Origin of the sequence: Halogranum amylolyticum (assembly GCF_900110465.1) — an archaeon.
GTDB lineage: Archaea > Halobacteriota > Halobacteria > Halobacteriales > Haloferacaceae > Halogranum > Halogranum amylolyticum.
Window position 1 is genome coordinate 71,971 of the sequence record NZ_FODV01000009.1, and the last position, 19,720, is coordinate 91,690.

A 19,720-nucleotide genomic window follows, 5' to 3' on the forward strand; every position below is an offset into this window, starting at 1 on the left:
TCCGCTGTCTCGGCGTCGGCTACGCCGGGGTCGCGGCGCTCGCACTCGGGAGCGACCTCGGACGGACGCGTCTCGTCGCAGATGGCGAGTCAACCGCGTGAACGTCACCCGCTGCCGTCAGAAGCGTTAACCGCGGTCCGTCCCCAGAGACGGTATCATGGGACAGCCCTCCACGGTACCCGCCCGCGACGGGGCAGAGACGACCTCGCCGACGTCGTCCGAGGGTTCCCCCGCCGTCTCCGTCCGAGAGCTCACGAAGTCCTACGGCGACGTCGTCGCCGTCGACGGCGTCTCCTTCGACGTCGAAGCCGGGACCGTCGTCGGACTGCTCGGACCGAACGGAGCGGGGAAGACGACGCTCATCAAGTCGATGCTCGGACTCGTCGTCCCCACCTCGGGGACCGCCCGTGTCGACGGCATCGACGTCCACACCGACCCGACGGCGGCGTACGGACGCGTCGGTGCGATGCTCGAAGGGGCGCGCAACGTCTACTGGCGACTCAGCGTCCGCGAGAACCTCGAGTTCTTCGCCGGACTCGCGGGCCACCGGCCGACCGAGGTCCGCGAGCGTCACGACCGACTGCTCGATCAGTTCGGTCTGGCGGAGAAAGCCGACGTAGCTGTCAACGACCTCTCGCGAGGGATGAAACAGAAGGTGGCACTGGCGTGTACCCTCTCGCGAGACGTCCGAGTCGCGTTCCTCGACGAACCGACGCTCGGTCTCGACGTCGAGAGTTCGATGGACCTTCGACGGGAGCTTCGCCGGCTCACCGAACAAGAGGAGATGACGGTCGTCCTCTCGAGCCACGATATGGACGTCGTCGAGGACGTCTGCGACCGAGTCGTCGTCGTCAACGAGGGGAGCGTCGTCGCCGACGACACCGTCCGGAACCTCGTCGACCTCTTTCGCAGCAAGCGATACCGGTTCACGCTCGACTCGCTCCCGTCGCGGGCGACGCGTGAGCGACTCTCCTCGACCTACGACGTCGCGACCGACGAGTGGGAGACGGTCGGCGACACCGTCGAGTTCGAGACGGCACTCTCGGACGGCGAACGCCTGCACGCACTGCTCGGCGATCTCCTCGCTGCGGGCTGTGCAGTCCACGACGTGACGAGCGTCGACCCGGACCTCGAAGACGCCTTCCTCCGGCTGACGGAGCGTGAGGTCTGATGCGGACGAGCGTCCTCGTCCGTGCGGTCGCGCGGAAACAGGTCATCCTCCTCACGCGCTACCCACTGAACACGGCGTCACAACTCGTCGGGCTGTACATCTTCTTCGCGCTGCTTTTCTTCGGCGGACGGGCGGTAGGCGGAGCGGCCGTGAGCGACTCGCTCGGCGGTCTCATCGTCGGCTTCTTCCTGTTTACGATGTCCGTGACCGCCTACGCCGGTCTCTCGTGGGCGATCACGCGCGAGGCACAGTGGGGGACGCTCGAACAGCTCTACATGTCGCCGTACGGGTTCGGACGGGTGATGGCGGTGAGAGTCGGCGTGAACCTCCTCGTGAGTCTCGTCTACGGCGGGTTCATCCTCGCGTCGATGCTGCTCACGACCGGTCGCTCGCTCGCCGTCGACCCGTTGACCGTCGTCCCGGTCGTGGTGTTCACGCTCGGCTCCGCGGTCGGTGTCGGGTTCGTCTTCGGCGGACTGGCGCTCGTCTACAAGCGTATCGAGAACGTCTTCCAACTCGTCCAGTTCGCGTTCATCCTCCTCATCGCTGCACCCGTCGAAGCCTACCCGTTTCTCCGCCTGCTCCCGCTGGCACAGGGTGGCCACCTCCTCCAGCGTGCGATGCAGGGAGGCGTTCGGCTCTGGGAGTTCGCTCCGGTCGACCTCGCCGTTCTCGTCGCGACGGCAGTCGGCTACACCGTCGTCGGCTACGTCGCGTTCCGACACGCGAGCGACAAGGCTCGCCGAGATGGAGTGCTCGGACACTACTGAGGAGAGAAGAGCTTACTCGACGTCGAACTCGGTCTGCCAGGCTGCGATGATGGCTCTGGCGGCCTCCTCCGTCTGAGCGGTCTCCCGCTGGTAGAACTGCCCCTCGGGGGCCTGAAACAGGCGGTCGAACCGGACGGTGAAACTCCCGTCGTGGCGACGTCGCATGCGGATGTTCGCGTGGCCGTCGGAGCGTTCCCACTCGGTCGTCGCGTCGTCGGATGTGGACTCTGTCCAACTCATGAGGCTCGTTTCGACCGCCACCGATAACAAACTACTCGCCACGAGGCGACGACTCGACAGCGTCGAACGGCATCCACGGGCCGACCCACTGGTCGTTCTCACGTCTGTTCGGCCAGCGGACCGTCGGTCCGTCCGCAACGCGGACAGACCGGGTAACCGAGGCAGTCGGAGTCGACGGCGGCCGATCTCTCAGTGACTCCGCAGTTTCCACACTCGAAGATCGACTCCCACTCGAACGCCATGCCCGCCAGCTTGTGCCGTGGGAACTTAACTAAGCTGTCCGGTAAGACGAGTTTCGATCGAACTAACGGGTCGTTACCTTCCGGTTGGACTGTCGTCACGGTCTCGCTGTAGACGACCCGTAGACGAGATGGCGGCGACACACATTTGACTACTGCGTGACTCTTTCGCGCCATGCGTACCACCGTCCGGCGTCGACTCGATCGGTACAGACAGCCCGAGTACACCGGCGAGAACCGGTGTACCCCGTGTACAGTGGTCAACCTCGCGATCGCGGTCGTCCTCAGTGTCGCCGTCGGCGTCTCGTTCACGCCGCTGGGCGTCGTCGTCGCCGGCGTGTCGCTTCTCGCGATCTATCTCCGCGGCTATCTCGTCCCCGGGACGCCGACGCTGACGAAGCGGTATCTCCCGGAGCAGGTGCTCCAGTGGTTCGACAAGAGGCCGACGGTCGCACTCGACGCGGATCTCGACGTCGAGGCGCAACTGCTCGCCGTCGACGCCGTCGAACCGGCCGACGACGACCTGCGGATCACCGACGAGTTCGAGACGGCGTGGGACGAGGAGATCACACGCGTCCGCGGCGACCTCGAGCGCCGCGTCGGGTCGCTGTTGGAACTGGACGACCCGGCCGTCGAACGGGGGACGGACGTCTGTCGCGTGTTCGACGGCGACAGACTGGTCGCACGCTGGCCGTCGACGGCCGCGCTCGTCGCCGACGTCGCGGCCATCCCCCTGCTCCGCGATCGGGCGTCGAACTGGGACGACCTCTCGCGGGCCGAGCAGGGGCAGTTGCTCTCGGGGCTTCGACTCTTCGTCGAGCGGTGCCCGGACTGCGGCGGTGAGCTCCTGTTCAGCGAGGACCACGTCGAGTCGTGCTGCCGGACGGTCGACGTCGTCACCTACGACTGCGACGCGTGTGCGGCCCGTGTGATGGAGATCGAACGCTAAGACGCCCGGCGACCCTGGCGACCCCCTCCCGTCCTCACCCGGTCGCGTCGGTTCGGTCACTGGCGTCGCCGACGTCCGCCCGTACCGACGCCACGAGGTCGAGCGCCGGGTCGAACTCGCCGAGCACGAACAGCGCGTAGTACCGGAAGTACGTCACCACCGGTACCTGGACGAACAGACCGACGACGACTACCGAGAGCCCGTAGAGCGCACCGACGACGCCGAGGACGAACCAGCCAACCGTTCCGAGACCGCCTGTCGAGAGCAGCGCGACGTAGAGAACTCCACCGACGACGACGAACGGGAGTGCGACGACGAGCGCCAGCAGGACGACGACGAGTCCGACGACGATGGCCGCACCGATGGCGAGCGCGTACCGGACGAGCACATACAGTGCAGTCTGTTCCCACTCACTCCGGAGCAGCGGGTACACGCGTTGCCATCCGTCGAGCACGCCACGGTCCTCCGCGAGCATCGTCGGAACGACGAGGTCGGTCGTCAGTTGGAGGACGACGCCGACGACGAGCGCCACGAGTCCGACCACGAGGAGGACGGGGAGTGCGAGAAGGAACAGCGCCGGCGAGAGACCGACCCCACCGAGAACTGCGCCTGCGAGCGGGATCGCAACGAGTGCGAGTATCAGCAGTCCGACGAGCACTCTGAACGCAAACAGTCGCAGCCCGAGGTGGAGATGTTCTCGGAACGGCGCACGGATGCGGACGCTACGACGACTGACACCGTCGACGAAGACGAACTCCAGCACGGATCCGACGAGCAGATAGCCGAAGCCGAGGAGCGCCAGCACGACGAGGACCACGGCCACCATCGGGAGGAGTGATCTGACCGGCAGCGCGTCGACCGAGGGGACCCCGTCGACGAACCCCGGGAGGGGCTCGTCGAACGAGTAGTTGACTGTTCCCTGTCCGCCACCACCGCCACCGCTCCCGCCGCCGAGTCCGCCGACGAAGAAAGCGATAAGCGCCAGTCGAAGCCAACGGCCGATGTCGACGGGGAGCAGCAGCGACGTCGTCGCTCGACGGGCATCGTCGAGCGTCGTGAGGGCGTACCAGGACATATCTGTGGTGTGACGTCGGCGGTGGACAAAAGGATACGGTCGGCTGCTACTCTCGGCGTCCCGAACGGTCGACAGACGCCGATCCCGCTGAGAGCGCTAGCTCTTTCGTCCGTCCGAGAGTAGTGACGGGAGATGACACCGTTCGAACGCCGCACTCGCGACTGTCAGTCTCGACTCCGCGACGGCGCGGGTGACGCTCTCGTCCTATTCCCTAGTCAGAACCTGTTTTACTTGTCGGGGTTCAGCGAGTCACCCGGTGAGCGTCACCTGCTGCTCTTCGTTCCCGCCGACGGCGACCCCGTCTTTCTCGTCCCCGACCTCTACGCCGAGCAGATCCGCGAGACGTCGTGGATCGACGACGTGCGCACGTGGAGCGACGACGAGGACCCTCGCGAATCGCTCCGAGCGGTCGCGACCGACCTCGATCTCGAAGGGGGACGGCTCCTCGTCGACGACACGATGTGGGCACGGTTCACGCAGGACCTTCGCGGGATACTGCCGGACGCGTCGTTCGGACTCGCGAGCGAGGTGGTCGCGCCGCTCAGACTGCGGAAGGACGAAGCCGAACTGGACGCGCTCCGCCGTGCGGGCCGCGTCGCCGACCGCGTCGTCGGCGACGTTCGCGCGCTGGGCGACGACGTACTCGGAACGACCGAGGCGGAACTCGCCGCGACGATCGAACGCCGACTGGTCGACGCCGGTGGTGACGGTTCCTCCTTCGAAATCATCGTGGGCTCCGGGCCGAACGGCGCGAAGCCGCACCACAGCCACGGCGATCGGCGAATCGAAGCCGGCGACCCGGTCGTCCTCGACTTCGGGACTCGCGTCGACGGCTACCCCTCCGATCAGACGCGGACAGTCGTCTTCGCCGGCGACCCGCCGACCGAGTTCGTCGAGGTCCACGACGTGGTTCGCGAGGCTCAGCAGGCGGCCGTCGACGTCGTCGAACCGGGCGTCGCTGCGGGCGCAGTCGACGCCGCCGCACGCGACGTTGTCGAGGCGGTGGGTTACGGCGAGCGGTTCATCCACCGAACCGGCCACGGCGTCGGTCTCGACGTCCACGAGGAGCCGTACATCGTCGCCGACAGCGACGTCGAACTCGAGGCGGGGATGGTGTTCAGCGTCGAACCGGGCGTCTACCTCCCCGGCGAGTTCGGCGTCCGCATCGAGGATCTCGTCGTCGTCACCGACGACGGCTGTGAGCGACTGAACGACACCGACCGTGGGTGGCGGTAGTCACTCCTCCGCCCACGGGTCGCGCTCGAACCGCTTGCCGACGGCGTTGACGACGGCGAGGAAGACGAAGCCGACGAGCGACGCCGTCCCCGCGTCGTCGGGGAGGCGAGACGACTCCTCCTCGACTCGCCACGGCTCTTCCTTCGCGGCCTCTTTCGCGGCCTTCCGGTGCTGGAGGATTTTGTAGACTGCCGCGGCGAACCCGCCGAGCGAGGCGACGGCGAGGCCGATCCACGCGGTGGGGCGACCCGGACCGTCGTCCGTCTCGTCGGCCTCGTCCGTCCCTCCTCCCTCGTCGAAGCTACGCTCGGCGACGTCTGTCGGCGCGTCGACGACGACCGTCGCCGCCGCGTCGCTCTCGTACTCCTTCTCGTCGTCGCTTCCGCGACGGAACCGGAACAGCGTGCGCTTGACAGCAGCCATGTCCCCCCCTTCGGTCCCGACGTTCTTGGAGTTACGGGCAGCGGTGACGCAGCGCATACGTTTATCATCTGTCCGACCCCCGGTGTTGCTATGCGCGTCGCTGTCCTTTCGCCCGACCTCGAACTGACGCTCGAAGAACGCGACCGACCGACGCCGGCGGCCGACGAGGTGGTGGTTCGGATGCGCTCTATCGGCATCTGTGGTTCCGACGTCCACTACTACGAACACGGCCGGATCGGCGACTACGTCGTCGACAGCCCGCTGGTCCTGGGCCACGAGAGCGCCGGCGAGGTCGTCGCTGTCGGCGAGGACGTCGACGACGCTCGCGTCGGCGAGCGGGTCACGCTCGAACCGGGTGTCCCCTGTCGGCGGTGTGAGCACTGTTCGCGCGGCGAGTACAACCTCTGTCCCGACGTGACGTTCATGGCGACGCCGCCGGACGACGGCGCGTTCGCCGAGTACGTCGCCTGGCCCGCCGACTTCGCGTACGCGCTGCCCGACGGCGTCTCGCTGGACGAGGGAGCGCTCGTCGAACCGCTGTCGGTCGGCATCCACGTCGCCCGCCGGGCGAACGTCGGCGTCGGCGACTCGGTGCTCGTCACCGGCTGTGGCCCCATCGGGCTGCTCGCGATGGAGGCAGTCCGCGCCGCCGGCGCGACGGAGGTCGTCATCTCGGACGTAGTACCGGAGAAGCTCACACTCGCGGAGGAACGCGGAGCGGACCTGACGGTCGACGTGAGCGAGGAAGACCTCGTGGCAGCCGTCGACGAGGCGACGGACGGACGGGGTGTCGACGTCGTGATCGAGGCCTCCGGCGCACCGCCGGCCGTGCAGAGTGCGTTCGACGCCGTCCGCCGTGGTGGGTCGGTCGTCCTCGTCGGACTGGCACCGGACGGGGAGATGCCGTTCGACACCAACGAGATCATCGACAACGAACTCGACGTCTTCGGCTCGTTCCGCTACCGGAACACCTACCCCGCCGCCATCGATCTGCTTGCCGACGGCGCGGTCGACGTGGCGGGGATCGTCGACTTCGAGGCTGGCCTCGACGACGTCGACGCGGCGTTCCGGCGAGCGCAGGAACCCGAGACGGTGAAGGGAATGATTCGACTCGACGGCGAGTAGAGAGGGCAAGTAGGTGGCACGATCGGTCGGTCTGCCGGCGAAGCGATGTACCACGCACCCGCGGGACGCTTCGCCGCACGTCGTCAGCTCATACGGCTGGTGGTCACGTTCTCGCACATGAACACTAGGTTCAGGATCACCCGGTCCTCCGGCCGAGCGACAATCCCTACACGTCGTCGAGCGTCGACCCGTCGTCTACTCCGGTTGGCGCCGAAGGACGGCAACGTATCGACCGCCGTCGCGGTGGACGTCGGAGACAGTCCACGGCGTGTCGGCGACGACCTCTCGAAACCGATCGATCGAGAGCATGAGCAGCGTGACCCACGGGTCGAACTCGCCGTCGTAAGCCAGCCGAAACCGTCGGGTGACGACGCCTGGAGCGACCCGGTGGTCGGCCATGTACGACTCGTGTTCCGGTGGAGCCTCCGTCGGGTCGGCGACGTCGCCGACGAGCGTCCCACCTGGACGGACGACCTCGGCGAGGTCACAGAGCAGTCGGCGGAACCGGTTTCGTGTGCCGGCGGCACACCACTGCTGGCCGACGACGAGCGCCGCGTCGAACGGGCCGACCGTCGCGGGCGAGAACAGGTCCATCACGGCCGCGCGTTCGACGCCACGTTCGCGGGTGACGGCGACGGCACCGGGGCTCACGTCGACCCCAAGCACGTCGTGACCGACGGACTGGAGGCGGAGCATCGTCCGGCCGACGCCACAGCCGAGATCGAGCGTTCGCGGGACCGACGCCGAGTGGGTCGTCTCGGCGTCGACTCCTTCTACGGCGTCGACGGCGACCCGGTCGAGTTCGGCCCACTCGTCGTACTGGTCGAAGTAGTGTCCGAGATGAGCCTCGTTCGTCTCACCGTCGTCGCGGTGGTACGTCGGTGGTGCGGCGAGTTCGTCGCGAGCGTAGTCGCGACACATGCGACCGAAGGCATCGGTCACCGGCACGGCTCGGTCGTCCTCCCAGTCATCGTTCCGGTCGTCGGGGCCGACGCCGTTGAAACTTCCTCTCGCCGTCGATGCGGTCGTCCGAATCTTCATCCCGGAGGACGGGGCCACCGACGGTGTGATCTGACGGTCACCGCGTGACGGCCTGCGGGTGTACGGCACACCGTCTCGCGTGTCTCCGTGCCGTCTGTTCGCCTTGTGACCGACGAGGCCGTCGCTCGCGTCGCCGAAAGAATCGAGAAGTCGAATGTGGGTCGGCGCTACTCGTCGTCGGCAGCGGGGGGGACGAGCGCGTCGACGTCCGCGTGCTCGAAGAGCAGGTCGCGGAGCAAGCCGACGGTCTCCTCGTCGCGGGTTCGACCGCTGCGGATGAGATCCTCAGCGCGGTCGACGACCGACATCGTGTCCGCGTTGACGAGGAGGACGGGGACGCCCTTCTCCTCGGCCTTGCCGAGCACTGCGGCCGGTGGTCGGTGTCCACCAGTGAGGATGAGCGCCTTCACGCCGGGCGCTTCGAGCGCCGCGGTGTGGATCTCCGAGCGGTCGCCGCCCGTGATGACCGCTGCGTCTTTCGTCCGGCGGAAGTAGCGCAGCGCGGCGTCGCCGCTCATCGCGCCGACGAGGAACCGCTCGACGAAGGCGTCGGTCGGGACGTTCGTGGCGATCTCCGCTCCAAGTTCCTGTGCGAGCCCTTCGACGGTGACGCCGGCGAGTTCGCGCTTCCGCGGGAGCACGCCCAGCACGTCGATGCCGCGCTGTTCGAGGAACGGGACGACCTCCGTCTCGAGTTCGTCGTAGACGGAGTCGGTGACGCGATTGAACAGAACGCCGGCGAGGTCGTCGCCGATGTCGTCTGCGGCGGCGAGTACCTCGTCGATGTCTCCCGGCTGTGTGTAGTCGGCGACGAGCAGCACCTGCGCGTCGAGCAGCCCGGCCATCTCGGGGTCGGTGAGATCGATGATGCCGCCGGTCGTGTAGCGGCCGGCACCCTCGACGAGCATGAGATCCTTGTCGGCCGAGAGCTGGTCGTAGTTCTCGCGGACGATCTCGGCGAGTTCGTCGCCGTCTTCCTGTCCACGGATGGCACCCTGGACGAACGTCGGCGAGTAGACGATCGGCTCCATCTGGTGCATCTCGGCGTCGAGATCGAGCAGTTCGCGCGCGAGCATCGGGTCCTGGTCGAGCGTCTTGCCGACGTTCGACTGCAGGCGCGTCCCCTTCGGCTTCATGTAGCCGACGTCGAGGCCCCGTTCCTGTGCGAGGAGGCCGAGCGCGAGGGTGACGGCCGTCTTTCCGGTGCTGTCCTGGGTCGAGGTGACGAGTAGCGTGTTCATGGCTGAATCGTGGGCGGGAAGGGTCATAGCTCGTCGGGGTCGACGGTCAGTCGAACGTCGACCGCCTGCGCGCCGTCCGGCAGGGCGACGAGCGGGTTGATGTCCAGTTCGAGGATGGCCGGGAAGTCCGTGACCAGTTGGGAGAGTCGCTGGATGGTCTCCGTGACCTCGTCGACGTCGACGGGGTCGCGACCACGGGCTCCACGGAGCAGCGGCGCGGAGTCGATCTCCTCTGTCATCGCGTGGGCCTCGTTCTCGGCGACGGGGGCGACGCGGAACGTCGTGTCCTCCATCACTTCGACGAAGATGCCGCCGAGGCCGAACATGAGAAGCGGCCCGAACTGCGGGTCGCGGTTCATGCCGACGATGGTCTCGACGCCAGCGTCGAGGTCCACCATCTCTTGGACCTGCACGCCGATGATGTTGGCGTCAGGCTGGTAGTTCCGCGCGCGTGTGATGAGGTCCTCGTAGGCGTCGTAGACGTCCTCGTTCTCGACACCGACCTTCACGCCGCCGATGTCGGATTTGTGGAGGATGTCGGGACTGACGATCTTCATCACGACGCCGCCGTCGATCGTCTCGGCGACGTCGAGCGCGTCGCCTGGCGAGTCGACGATCTCTCCCTGCGGCGTCTCGATGCCGTACGCGTCGAGCAGGTCCATCGCCTCGACACCGAGTCGGGTGTCGTCACGACCCTCGACGGATTCGAGGATATCGCGGGCACGCTCGCGGTCGACGTCGAACTCGGTCGGTTCGTCGTACTCGCGCCGACTGATCTCCTCGAAGTCGGCCAGCGAGTCGAGTGCGAACACCGCACGCGAGGGATCGAAGTAGTTCGGAATCCCCGAGTCCTGCAGGATCTCTGCGGCGGGTTTGACCCGTTCGCCACCCATGAAACAGGCGGCGACCGGCTTGTCGTGTTCCTCGCGGAGTTTGACCGTGTCCTCGGCCAGTTGCTCGTAGTCAAGCACGGCTGTCGGACACGTCAAGACGAGCGCCATTCCGACGTTCTCGTCGGCGAGGGCGACGTCGAGCGCCTCTCGGAACCGGTCGTTGTCGGCGTCGCCGACGATGTCGACCGGGTTGTAGATGTTCCCCTCCTCGGGCAGTTTCTCGGAGAACGCTTCGAGCGTCTCGTCGGAGAAACTCGCCATCGAGAGACTCGAGTCGCCGACGGCGTCCGTCGACATCACGCCGGGACCACCGGCGTTGGTGATGATGGCGATCTCCTTGTTGTCGGGCAGCGGCTGGTTGGCGAGCATCTGTGCGGAGTCGAACAGCTCCTGCACCGACTCCGCGCGGATGACGCCCGCCTGTTCGAGGCCGGCCTCGTACGCCTGGTCGCTGCCGGCGATGGTGCCAGTGTGGCTTGAGGCGGCCTGTGCCCCGGCGTCCGTCCGGCCGGACTTGACGAGCACGATCGGCGTGTCCTGCGTGACCTCGCGAGCAGTGTCGATGAACTCGCGTCCCTCCTCGATGCCTTCGAGGTAGCCGATGACGACGTCAGTCTGCTCGTCGGTCCCCCACGCGTCGATGAAATCCGACTCGTCGAGGACGGCCTTGTTCCCCAGCGAGACGACGTCTTTGAACCCGATGCCTTCGTCGTTCGCCCAGTCGAGGACGGCCGTGATGAAGGCACCCGACTGGCTCATGAACGACATGTTGCCGGAGGTGGCGTTCTCGGGGCCGAAAGTGGCGTTCATCCCTTTCGGCGTACTCATGATTCCTAGACTGTTTGGTCCGACGAGGTTGAGGTTGTACTCCTCGGCGACCTCGGTGAGTTCCTGTTCACGCGCCGCACCCTCACTACCGGTTTCGCCGAACCCGGCGGTGATGACGACGACGTTCTGGATACCCGCCTCACCGGCCTGTCGGACCGCGTCCACAGCGATGTGGGGCGGGACGACGACGACCGCGAGGTCGGCGTCGGTCTCACCGACGTCGGCGACGGCGGGGAGGCCGAACACCTCGTCGTACTTGGGGTTGACCGGCACGACCTCGCCGTCGAAGTCCTCCATGAGGTTCTCGACGATGGCTCGGCCGACCGACCCTTCACGCTCTGTCGCACCGACGACGGCAACCCGTCCCGGCGCGAACAACTCGGATAGGTCTCCCATCGGTCTCGCCTTCCCGCCGTACGCGCATAAATTGCTGTGTGTGAACCGTCTCACGGACTCTGTCATCACGCCACAGACGAGAGAAAATCAGGATGTTTGTCCACCGGGAGTTCGAGAGACCGCCCAAACAGGCGAGAGACGAACCCTCACTGAGATACTGGAGTGCGCCCACGCCGTCTCGTCGGGTGCGTACTGCTCGTTCGCCGGAGGAGAGAGGTGTCAGCCGCGTCAACCGAGCACGCCGAACCCGAACAGCGGGCCGAAGGCGAGATGCAGCGCGACGCCGACGACGAGCGCCGGAATCGTCGTGTAGATGCTCGCGATGACGGCGGCCTTCTTGTCGATGGCGATCAGCGGGAACAGCGCGTCACCGTCCTGACTGATGGCGTTGGCCGTCAGCGCAGAGAACGGGAGCGCGCCCTGCGAGTAGGCGGTCGCGAGCACGATCTGCGGCCCACAGCCGGGGATCAACCCGACGAGTGCGCCCGCGATGGGTGCGAGCAGCCCAGCCGCGGCGGCGACCGCCTGTATCTCGATGCCGGTGAAGACGATACCGTACTCGTAGACGAGGTACGCACCGATGACCCACACCGTGACGAACGACGTCTCCATCGCCGCGTGGGTCAGCGTCTCCTGGACGTTGGCGAACGTGTCTTTCGCGCGCCCGACGTGTCCGTGGCCGACGTAGTGGCGGCCGACGAAGTAGAGGTAGAACGACAGCGCCGCCCCGGTGATACCGAAGACGGTGAACGCCCCCGCGAAGGTCGGTTCTGCGACTATCGGTACCTCGGGAGCACCGCGCAGGAGGTAGAGGACACCGGCGACGAGTGCAACGGTGGCCGCGATCCACCACGCGCCGAGTGCGACGTGGCTCAGCGGCGTCAGGAGAGACGAGTGGCGGGCCAGGTCGTCGTCGTACACCTCACACCCCTGTGCCTCCTCGTAGTGGTGGATCTGGCTCCCGATCGGCGGCGACACGTACCCACCGTCGGTGACCGTCCGGCCGATGCGACTGACCGCGCGGTCGATTCGACCGACGCCGAGTCCGACCGTGTCGACGGCGTAGCCGAAGACGACCGCCGAGACGAACGCGATGGAGTAGGCGTACAGCGCCGCCTCCGGCGCGAGCGCGAGAATGACGAACGCCGAATCGCCGGCCGTCGCGATGAGCGTCGCGACGACCGTCCCGAACGAGACGCTCCCGCGCACGTACAGCGGCATCATCACGATGGCACCCCCACAACCGGGGGTGAGTCCCATCAGCGCACCGACCAGCGGTCCCGCCTTTCGGTTCTGTTCGAGTCGACGGACGAGTCTTCCGTCGGTCTTGTACTGGACGTAACTGAACACGAGAACGGTGACGGCGACGAACGCACTGACCTGAACGAAGCCGTCACGCACGGACGCAACGAAGATATCGACGAGCTCTGACATTTGAGACCTCTAAATTAGACGAGTCTAAATATTAGATTGGTTCGCTACAACTTATAGATTTGTAATCGGATATTTGAAGTTGTGAGGGCGGAATCCACCGCACAGCCGAGAGCCTCTCGGCCACGACGCAGGTCGTCTCCAGCAGAGGCGTTACTCGTCGGACCCGGCGATCCCGCTCGCTTCGATCCGACGCTCGTACTTCGTCGGCGACTCTGCGAGCGCGTCGCCCGCATCGAGATTCAGCTCGTCGGCGAGCGCCAGCAGGGCGAACAGCGCGTTGCCCAGTTCGTCGCTGTGCACGTCCAACGCCGCCGGCGTGGCGCCGTAACTGCTCGACTCGGTAGCGTCGGCGGTGAGCTCACCGACCTCGGCGGCGAGATCGAAGAGTCGATACGCAGGCTCCGTGTGGAGATCGTGTTCCTCGAGAACCGTGACGCCTGTCGTTGTTCGTGCATAGCCGAACCCGAACGATGTGACTGAGGAGACAAGACTGTTGCGGCGACCGAGGTCCAGCGGAGTCGCACCCGGATGAGATGGGGTGGGGAGAGGGTGTCGCTAACCACGTCGAGAAACGGGACGACGACGTCGTCGACAGGCAGTACTCTCGGCGGCACCGTCAAAAAAACTCGTTCGTCGACTAGCCTCAGCCGCTCATCTCACAGCAGGAGCGAGATCACCGCCAGTACCAGGAAGATGAGTACGAATATCTTCGCGATACTCATCGAGATGCCGGCGACGCCGCGGAAGCCGACGAGCGCGGCTACCAGTGCCAGCACGAAGAACACCAGTGCGTAGTAGAGAAACCCACCGCCCGACTGGAGTGGGATCGTGGTCAGTGCGCTGTACATGTATCCTCCGTGTCGCCTGCCCGTCGGTCTACTCGAACCATACAACTCATCGTACGATAGCTGCCCGTATAGTTGCCAGCTACCTAAGAACAGTCCATTCGACACAACTGTCCACTAAAACAGTCCTACTGATCGAGTGACGAGAACTTAGGCCGACCAAAATTTATCACTATTCTGATAACACTTATCCTCGTCGCGAACCAACTGAGGTGTATGGCAGTCGACCTCGGATCGCTCGTGTTCGTCTTCGTCGCCGGACTCGTGACCGCGTTGGCGACGGGAATCGGTGCGGTTCCGTTCTTCATCTTCGACGACATCAGCGACCGTTGGAACGTCGTCCTCTGGGGACTGGCTTCCGGGATCATGGTGTCGGCGTCGGTCTTCGGACTCGCCTCGGAAGGGTTGGCCACGGGACAACACGTCGAACTCACGGGAGGTGTACTCGCGGGTGTCGGTCTCGTCATCGTCGCTCACGACGTGATCGAAGAGTCGACGGTAGCACCGCAGAAGTACGAAGAGGCGGACTTCCGCAAACTCCTCCTGATACTCGGCATCCTGACTGTCCACAGTTTTCCGGAGGGAGTCGCCGTCGGCGTCGCCTTCGCCGACCTCGGACTGGAAGGCGGTGTGGAGTTGTTCGGACTCGCAGTCCCCGTATTGGCGGTGTTCATGACCGTCGCCATCTCCATCCACAACGTCCCCGAGGGTGTCGCCGTCTCCATCCCGTTGCGGGCGATGGGCGTCTCGAACCCCAGACTCGTCTGGTGGGCGGTCTTCTCCAGTCTCCCCCAGCCGGTCGGCGCGGTCATCGCCTTCTACTTCGTCCGTCTCGCTCGCGAGTTCCTCGCGTTCGGATTCGGGTTCGCCGCCGGCGCGATGGTGTATCTCGTCCTCACGGAGTTCATCCCGGAGGCGCTCGAACAGGGCCGGAACGTCCCCGGCGGCGGCAGAACCGAACTGGGGTTCGGCCTCGTCGTCGGCGCGGCAGTGATGCTGCCGCTGGCGTTCATCTGACGCTCGCCTCTCCGCCGGTCGGGTCAGAAACAGTACGCGACAGTCGTCGGGTTAGTGGTCGTGGCCCGTCGCCTCGGCGAACGAGACGCCGAAGCGCTCCTCGAACAGTTCCTCTGCCTTCTCGTTGATCTCCAGCAGGTCGTCCGGCACCTCGCCCTCGGCGTGGTGGACGATGGTGTGGGCGCGCTGGACGAACGAGAGGAGCGTGATCTCTGCGACGACGGTGGCAGGTTCCTCGCCCTGTTCGGAGAGGACGTCGACGAGCCCCTCGGGGAGTTCGATGCTATCGGTGTCGCCGTTCGGTCCTTCTATGGTGTAGGTCTCGGTGTCGACCATGCCCTGCTCTCGGGCGTGGACGCTAAAGGGTCTGTGGGAATCGGACGAAGAACGCGACTAGCCGTCTCGTGGACGGACTGGGATAACGGTCGGTTTATTCGAAAGACGCCTCGGTGCTCAGTCGTCGGACTCGGCCGTCGCAGGTTCGCCGACGTCGGACTCGGCGCGCTCGAGGTCCTCCAGATAGTCGTCGGCGTCGATGGCGGCCTTACAGCCCATCCCGCCGGCCGTGATGGCCTGTTGGTAGTGGTAGTCGACGACGTCGCCGGCTCCGAAGATGCCGTCGACGTCGGTGGCGGTCTGCCCGCCGCCGAAGCCGCCCTTCGTCTCGAGATACCCCTCCGCGTCCATCTCGACGCCCGTCTCTTCGAGATACTCCGTGTTCGGCGTGTGGCCGATGGCGTAGAACACCGCACCGACGTCGAACTCGAACTCCTCGGTTTCGGGGTCGTCGAGTTTCTCCGTCGGATGTCCCTCGGGGTGACGGACGAGCGTGACGTGGTCGACCCCCTCCTCGGGCGTTCCGTGGAGCTCCGTCATCTCGGTGTTGAGCATCAGTTCGATCTCGCCGGCGTCGACCTTCTCTTGGACGCGGTCGATCCAGTAGTCCTCCGCGCGGAACTCCTCGCGGCGGTGGACGAGATACACTGTCGAGGCGAACTTGGTGAGGAAGTTCGCTTCCTCCATCGCGGCGTCGCCGCCGCCGACGACCATGATCTTCTGGTCGCGGAAGAACGCGCCGTCGCAGGTCGCACACGTCGAGAGACCGTACCCCATCAGGTCGTCCTCGCCGGGGACGCCGAGCGTGCGGGCGCTCGCGCCGGAGGCGGCGATGACGGCGTCGGCCGTGTAGACGTCCCCGTTTGTGAGTTCGACGCGGAACGGCCGACTCGAATCGTCGACGGATTTCAGCACGCCGTTCTTGACCTCCGCGCCGAAGCGCTTGGCCTGCTCTTTCATGTTGTTGACCAACTCCGGTCCGGAGATCCCCTCCGGGAACCCCGGATAGTTGTCGACTTCAGTGGTCAGCGTGAGTTGACCACCCGGCTCCGACCCTTCGAAGACGAGCGGTTCGTTGTTCGACCGGGCGGCGTAGATGGCCGCGGTCAGCCCGGCGATACCGGTGCCGGCGACGATGAGTTTCCGATGCTCGACGATCCCGCCGTCGGTGACAGGGGTGTCGCGAGAAGCGTCCTCAGACATGAACAGTTGTTCGTGAGCGGGCGTCATTTAATTTGCGCTGTCCGGTAGACGTGCCGCCATCCCGGACGCCCTTCCGTTCCGCGATCGGCAGAGTCGAAGCGCTTACTACGGTCGGTGAGGTCCGCTGAGACATGGCTGCGGACCTCGAAGAGAAGACCGACCGCTACGAGCGTATGTTCGCCGACGCCCTCGACGAGGCCGAGATCGCGGTCCCCTCGGAGACGCCGCTCGGAGAGGCGGCCGCCGAGTGCCGCGAGATGGCCGAGTCGTATCTCAGCGACGGCCGTCACTTCCGCGCGGACGACGATCTCGTGAACGCGCTCGCCTCGTTCTCCTACGGTTACGGCTGGCTCGACGCGGGCGTCCGGATGGGACTGTTCACGGTTCCGGACGATAGCCACCTCTTTACCATGTGACGTCCGAAGAATCCCAACGTGTTGCCGATACGTCCCGACGCGCTTACATTGAATCGGTGTCTGTAGAGGGATACGATGGAAGGGGTGCTCTGGTACGTCCTGACCGGGACGCGCGGTGGAAAGAACCGCGTCCGGCTGTTGCAGGCGCTCGACGAGCGTCCGCGCAACGCAAACCAACTGGCGGAGGACCTCGACCTCGACTACAAGACGATTCGTCATCACCTCGACGTGCTGATGGAGAACGATGTCGTCGAGAACAGCGGCAACGGCTACGGTACGGTGTATCTCCCCAGCGACCGCGTCAGAAACAACTGGGACACCGTCGAGACGATCATCACGAAGGTGGACTGAATATGGAGAGATTCGGGAAAGAGTATATGCCTGCGTCAGAGCAAAGGAGTACGAGATGAGCCTCTGGTTCGACCTCGCACGGGCCGCCCACGCGCTGAACGTCCTGCTCTTGGTGGGACTCGGCTACGTGTGGGTCCGGAACTACGTCGAGTTCCGATCGAAACACACGCTCGGACTGCTGTTGTTCTCCGTCTTCCTCCTCGCCGAGAACGCCTTCGCCCTCTACATCTACACGATCGACGGCACGCTCGCCCAGTGGTTCGCGAGCGCCGTCCCCGACCCCGCCTGGCAAGGGCTGATGATGCTGCCGATGTTGGAGGCAGTGGCGCTCGTCTTCCTGCTCTGGGTCACCTGGGACTGACTTTCACATCACGCCGCCGGCGGCCGTTCCTCTCGTTCTCCGATCTCGCCCATCTCACTAAGCGCCTCCGGGAGCAGTTCGCGACCGAACAGCGCCTGCTCCAGTGACAGTCTTCCCGGCCCCGACAGAGCGACGCTCACCGCGACGAGCGTGAGCAGCAGGGTGAGCTCGTAGCCGCCGTCGGCGACGCCGAACCCGTTCGGGAGGTGGACGAGCAGCGTCGCCACCGCCATGTCGACGGCGACGAGCACGGCCATATACCGCGTCAACAGGCCGAGGATGATGAGCAACCCTCCACCCGCCTCCACGAGGGTGACCAGCCACGCGAACAACGTCGGTGCGGGGATACCGAGCGACCCGAAGAACCCGGCGACGCCCGCGACCCCACCACCGTTCGCTAGTGGCCCGACGTCGAACTTCCCGATGCCGTGGACGAACATCACGAGGCCGAGGCCGAATCTGAGCGGGAGCGGCCCCCATCTCGCCGAATTAAATCTGAATGACATATTTTGGAGTGCAGATACTACCTGTGATATATTAGCTCTTTTTCGGGCTGGATCGGACACTCCGACAGACCAAACGTCACAAAACCGCAGGACAGTCCGCCGAATTTGGGAACAATTTGGGAGATAATTTCATGATATTTGGCCAAAATGGCTTTCCTTGGAGAGTCCTCCGACCCAGACGAAGCTATGCCCGATACAAACCGCAGAACGTTTCTCAAGACGGTCGGAGTGGCAGGCGCAGCGACGATGGTCGGTGGCGCTGGCGTCGTCGGTGCCGACGAACACGGGTCGGACGACGGCGCCGGTGCAGCGGTCCGCGTCGTCCACGCCTCGCCGGACGCACCGAACGTCGACGTCTACGTCGACGGCTCGAAAGTCCTCTCGGACGTCCCGTTCCGAGCGGTCAGCGACTACCTCTCGCTGAAGGCGGGCACCTACACGGTGAAGATCACCGCCGCGGGCGATCCCGAGACTGTCGCCTTCGAGGGCGACGTGACGGTCGAGGACGCCGACTACACGGTCGCCGCGGTCGGCGAACTGAGCGAAGACACGTTCGCACCGCTCGTACTCGAGGACGCACCGAGCGCTCCCGCCGAGGGGAAGGCGCAGGTTCGTCTCGTCCACGCCTCGCCCGACGCGCCAGCGGTCGACGTGACGGTGAAGGGCGCGGATCTGACGCTGTTCGACGACGTCGAGTTCGGCGAGCACTCCGACTATGTCGAAGTACCGGCGGGTGACTACACCCTCGAAGTCCGCGGGGCGACTGAGAAAGACGACGGCGACGTCGTCGCCACGTTCGACGTGACGGTCGAGGCGGGGATGTCTTACACGGCGTTCGCGACGGGCTATCTCACGCCGGACGACGAGCCGGAAGACCGGGCGTTCGACCTCCTCGTCGCCGCCGACGGGTCGGGGATGGACGAGAAGGCGGGCGAAGACGAAAAGGAGAAGGAGGCCGCCGTCCGCGCGGTCCACGCCATCCCGGACGCGCCGAACGTCGACGTCTACGTCGACGACTCGAAGGTCCTCTCTGACGTCCCGTTCCGGGCGGTCAGCGACTATCTGGCGCTCCCGGTCGGCGAATACACGGTGACGGTCACGGCTGCGGGTGAGCCCCACACGGTCGTCTTCGAGGAGACGCTCACCGTCGAGAAGGGTGCTTACACGGTCGCCGCCGTCGGCGAACTGAGCGAGAAGACGCAGATGCCGCTCGTCCTCGCCGACGACGCGACGAAACCGGCCGACGACACCGCGAAGGTGCGTCTCGTCCACGCCTCGCCGGACGCCCCCGCAGTCGACGTGACCGTAAAGGGCGCGGATCTGACGCTGTTCGACGACGTCGAGTTCGGTGAGCGCTCCGACTACGTCGAGGTTCCCGCCGGCGACTACACGCTCGAAGTCCGCGGGGCGACCGACTGCGACGACGGCGACGTCGTCGCCACGTTCGACGTGACGGTCGAGGGCGGGATGGCCTACACGGCGTTCGCGACGGGCTACCTCACCCCCGACGACGAGCCGTCGAGCTGTCCGTTCGACCTCGTCGTCGCCTCCGACGCGACGACGAAAGGCGAGACTGACGACTCCTCGAACGGCAAAGACGGCGAAGACGGCGACTACTGAGCGT

At 65.7% G+C, this 19,720-nt stretch carries 22 protein-coding genes; 10 read left to right on the plus strand and 12 right to left on the minus strand.

What is annotated here, in order from left to right; translation table 11 throughout:
* The first annotated feature begins 157 nt into the window (after window positions 1–157).
* On the plus strand, window positions 158–1,171 hold the full coding sequence (locus BSG17_RS15660; RefSeq protein ID WP_089825761.1) for an ABC transporter ATP-binding protein: 1,014 nt from the start codon (window positions 158–160) through the stop codon (window positions 1,169–1,171).
* Window positions 1,171–1,941, plus strand: coding sequence for an ABC transporter permease (locus BSG17_RS15665; RefSeq protein WP_089825763.1), 771 nt, complete (start codon window positions 1,171–1,173; stop codon window positions 1,939–1,941). The genes BSG17_RS15660 and BSG17_RS15665 overlap by 1 nt, the downstream gene beginning before the upstream one ends.
* A gap of 12 nt (window positions 1,942–1,953) precedes the next feature.
* Here BSG17_RS15665 and BSG17_RS15670 read toward each other — a convergent pair whose 3' ends face one another.
* Window positions 1,954–2,181, minus strand: coding sequence for a DUF7543 family protein (locus BSG17_RS15670; protein ID WP_089825765.1), 228 nt, complete (start codon window positions 2,179–2,181; stop codon window positions 1,954–1,956).
* 414 nt (window positions 2,182–2,595) lie between these two features.
* On the opposite strand from BSG17_RS15670, the gene BSG17_RS15675 reads away from it, so the two are divergent.
* Window positions 2,596–3,369 (plus strand): DUF8054 domain-containing protein, encoded by a 774-nt coding sequence (locus tag BSG17_RS15675; protein WP_089825766.1) that lies wholly within the window; start codon window positions 2,596–2,598, stop codon window positions 3,367–3,369.
* A 34-nt stretch (window positions 3,370–3,403) separates the two neighbouring features.
* Here BSG17_RS15675 and BSG17_RS15680 read toward each other — a convergent pair whose 3' ends face one another.
* Complete coding sequence (locus BSG17_RS15680) at window positions 3,404–4,444, minus strand: DUF7544 domain-containing protein (RefSeq protein WP_089825768.1); 1,041 nt, start codon at window positions 4,442–4,444, stop codon at window positions 3,404–3,406.
* A 132-nt stretch (window positions 4,445–4,576) separates the two neighbouring features.
* Here BSG17_RS15680 and BSG17_RS15685 point away from each other — a divergent pair, with 132 nt between their 5' ends.
* On the plus strand, window positions 4,577–5,680 hold the full coding sequence (locus tag BSG17_RS15685; protein ID WP_089825770.1) for a M24 family metallopeptidase: 1,104 nt from the start codon (window positions 4,577–4,579) through the stop codon (window positions 5,678–5,680).
* Here BSG17_RS15685 and BSG17_RS15690 read toward each other — a convergent pair whose 3' ends face one another.
* On the minus strand, window positions 5,681–6,160 hold the full coding sequence (locus tag BSG17_RS15690; RefSeq protein WP_211609157.1) for a hypothetical protein: 480 nt from the start codon (window positions 6,158–6,160) through the stop codon (window positions 5,681–5,683).
* A 33-nt stretch (window positions 6,161–6,193) separates the two neighbouring features.
* Between BSG17_RS15690 and BSG17_RS15695 the strand changes: the two genes are divergently transcribed.
* Window positions 6,194–7,228: an NAD(P)-dependent alcohol dehydrogenase gene (locus BSG17_RS15695; RefSeq protein WP_089825775.1), complete on the plus strand. Its 1,035-nt coding sequence runs from the start codon at window positions 6,194–6,196 to the stop codon at window positions 7,226–7,228.
* Window positions 7,229–7,423: 195 nt separating this feature from the next.
* On the opposite strand, the gene BSG17_RS15700 is transcribed toward BSG17_RS15695, so the two are convergent.
* From BSG17_RS15700 to BSG17_RS15725, 6 genes are all read right to left on the minus strand, one after another.
* Window positions 7,424–8,287 carry a class I SAM-dependent methyltransferase gene (locus tag BSG17_RS15700; RefSeq protein WP_139246647.1) on the minus strand — a complete coding sequence of 288 codons (864 nt, stop codon included), beginning with the start codon at window positions 8,285–8,287 and terminating at the stop codon, window positions 7,424–7,426.
* A gap of 149 nt (window positions 8,288–8,436) precedes the next feature.
* Window positions 8,437–9,510 (minus strand): phosphotransacetylase family protein, encoded by a 1,074-nt coding sequence (locus tag BSG17_RS15705; protein ID WP_089825779.1) that lies wholly within the window; start codon window positions 9,508–9,510, stop codon window positions 8,437–8,439.
* A 23-nt stretch (window positions 9,511–9,533) separates the two neighbouring features.
* Window positions 9,534–11,627, minus strand: coding sequence for an acetate--CoA ligase family protein (locus BSG17_RS15710; protein WP_089825781.1), 2,094 nt, complete (start codon window positions 11,625–11,627; stop codon window positions 9,534–9,536).
* Window positions 11,628–11,855: 228 nt separating this feature from the next.
* The gene (locus BSG17_RS15715) at window positions 11,856–13,061 is read right to left on the minus strand and encodes a putative manganese transporter (RefSeq protein WP_089825782.1); all 1,206 of its coding nucleotides are present in this window, start codon (window positions 13,059–13,061) and stop codon (window positions 11,856–11,858) included.
* Between the two features lie 150 nt (window positions 13,062–13,211).
* A complete protein-coding gene (locus tag BSG17_RS27835) occupies window positions 13,212–13,361 on the minus strand; it encodes a hypothetical protein (protein ID WP_244531554.1) in 150 nt (49 codons plus the stop codon).
* Between the two features lie 356 nt (window positions 13,362–13,717).
* Complete coding sequence (locus BSG17_RS15725; RefSeq protein ID WP_089825784.1) at window positions 13,718–13,909, minus strand: DUF1328 domain-containing protein; 192 nt, start codon at window positions 13,907–13,909, stop codon at window positions 13,718–13,720.
* A gap of 213 nt (window positions 13,910–14,122) precedes the next feature.
* Between BSG17_RS15725 and BSG17_RS15730 the strand changes: the two genes are divergently transcribed.
* Window positions 14,123–14,923 (plus strand): ZIP family metal transporter, encoded by an 801-nt coding sequence (locus BSG17_RS15730; RefSeq protein WP_089825785.1) that lies wholly within the window; start codon window positions 14,123–14,125, stop codon window positions 14,921–14,923.
* 51 nt (window positions 14,924–14,974) lie between these two features.
* Here the strand turns inward: BSG17_RS15730 and BSG17_RS15735 are convergent, their stop codons facing one another.
* Together BSG17_RS15735 and BSG17_RS15740 are read right to left on the minus strand one after the other, a co-directional pair.
* Window positions 14,975–15,259, minus strand: coding sequence for a DUF7545 family protein (locus tag BSG17_RS15735; RefSeq protein ID WP_089825788.1), 285 nt, complete (start codon window positions 15,257–15,259; stop codon window positions 14,975–14,977).
* 117 nt (window positions 15,260–15,376) lie between these two features.
* Window positions 15,377–16,462 carry an NAD(P)/FAD-dependent oxidoreductase gene (locus BSG17_RS15740; RefSeq protein ID WP_089825913.1) on the minus strand — a complete coding sequence of 362 codons (1,086 nt, stop codon included), beginning with the start codon at window positions 16,460–16,462 and terminating at the stop codon, window positions 15,377–15,379.
* Between the two features lie 131 nt (window positions 16,463–16,593).
* Here BSG17_RS15740 and BSG17_RS15745 point away from each other — a divergent pair, with 131 nt between their 5' ends.
* From BSG17_RS15745 to BSG17_RS15755, 3 genes are all read left to right on the plus strand, one after another.
* On the plus strand, window positions 16,594–16,878 hold the full coding sequence (locus tag BSG17_RS15745) for a DUF357 domain-containing protein (RefSeq protein WP_089825790.1): 285 nt from the start codon (window positions 16,594–16,596) through the stop codon (window positions 16,876–16,878).
* 75 nt (window positions 16,879–16,953) lie between these two features.
* The gene (locus BSG17_RS15750) at window positions 16,954–17,229 is read left to right on the plus strand and encodes an ArsR/SmtB family transcription factor (protein WP_089825793.1); all 276 of its coding nucleotides are present in this window, start codon (window positions 16,954–16,956) and stop codon (window positions 17,227–17,229) included.
* 55 nt (window positions 17,230–17,284) lie between these two features.
* Window positions 17,285–17,590, plus strand: a complete 306-nt coding sequence (locus BSG17_RS15755) for a DUF8036 family membrane protein (protein ID WP_089825795.1) — start codon at window positions 17,285–17,287, stop codon at window positions 17,588–17,590.
* A gap of 8 nt (window positions 17,591–17,598) precedes the next feature.
* Here the strand turns inward: BSG17_RS15755 and BSG17_RS15760 are convergent, their stop codons facing one another.
* A complete protein-coding gene (locus BSG17_RS15760; RefSeq protein WP_089825797.1) occupies window positions 17,599–18,096 on the minus strand; it encodes a DoxX family protein in 498 nt (165 codons plus the stop codon).
* Window positions 18,097–18,282: 186 nt separating this feature from the next.
* On the opposite strand from BSG17_RS15760, the gene BSG17_RS15765 reads away from it, so the two are divergent.
* Entirely contained in the window at window positions 18,283–19,716 is a 1,434-nt protein-coding gene (locus tag BSG17_RS15765; protein ID WP_089825799.1) for a DUF4397 domain-containing protein, read from the plus strand.
* Window positions 19,717–19,720: the final 4 nt, after the last annotated feature.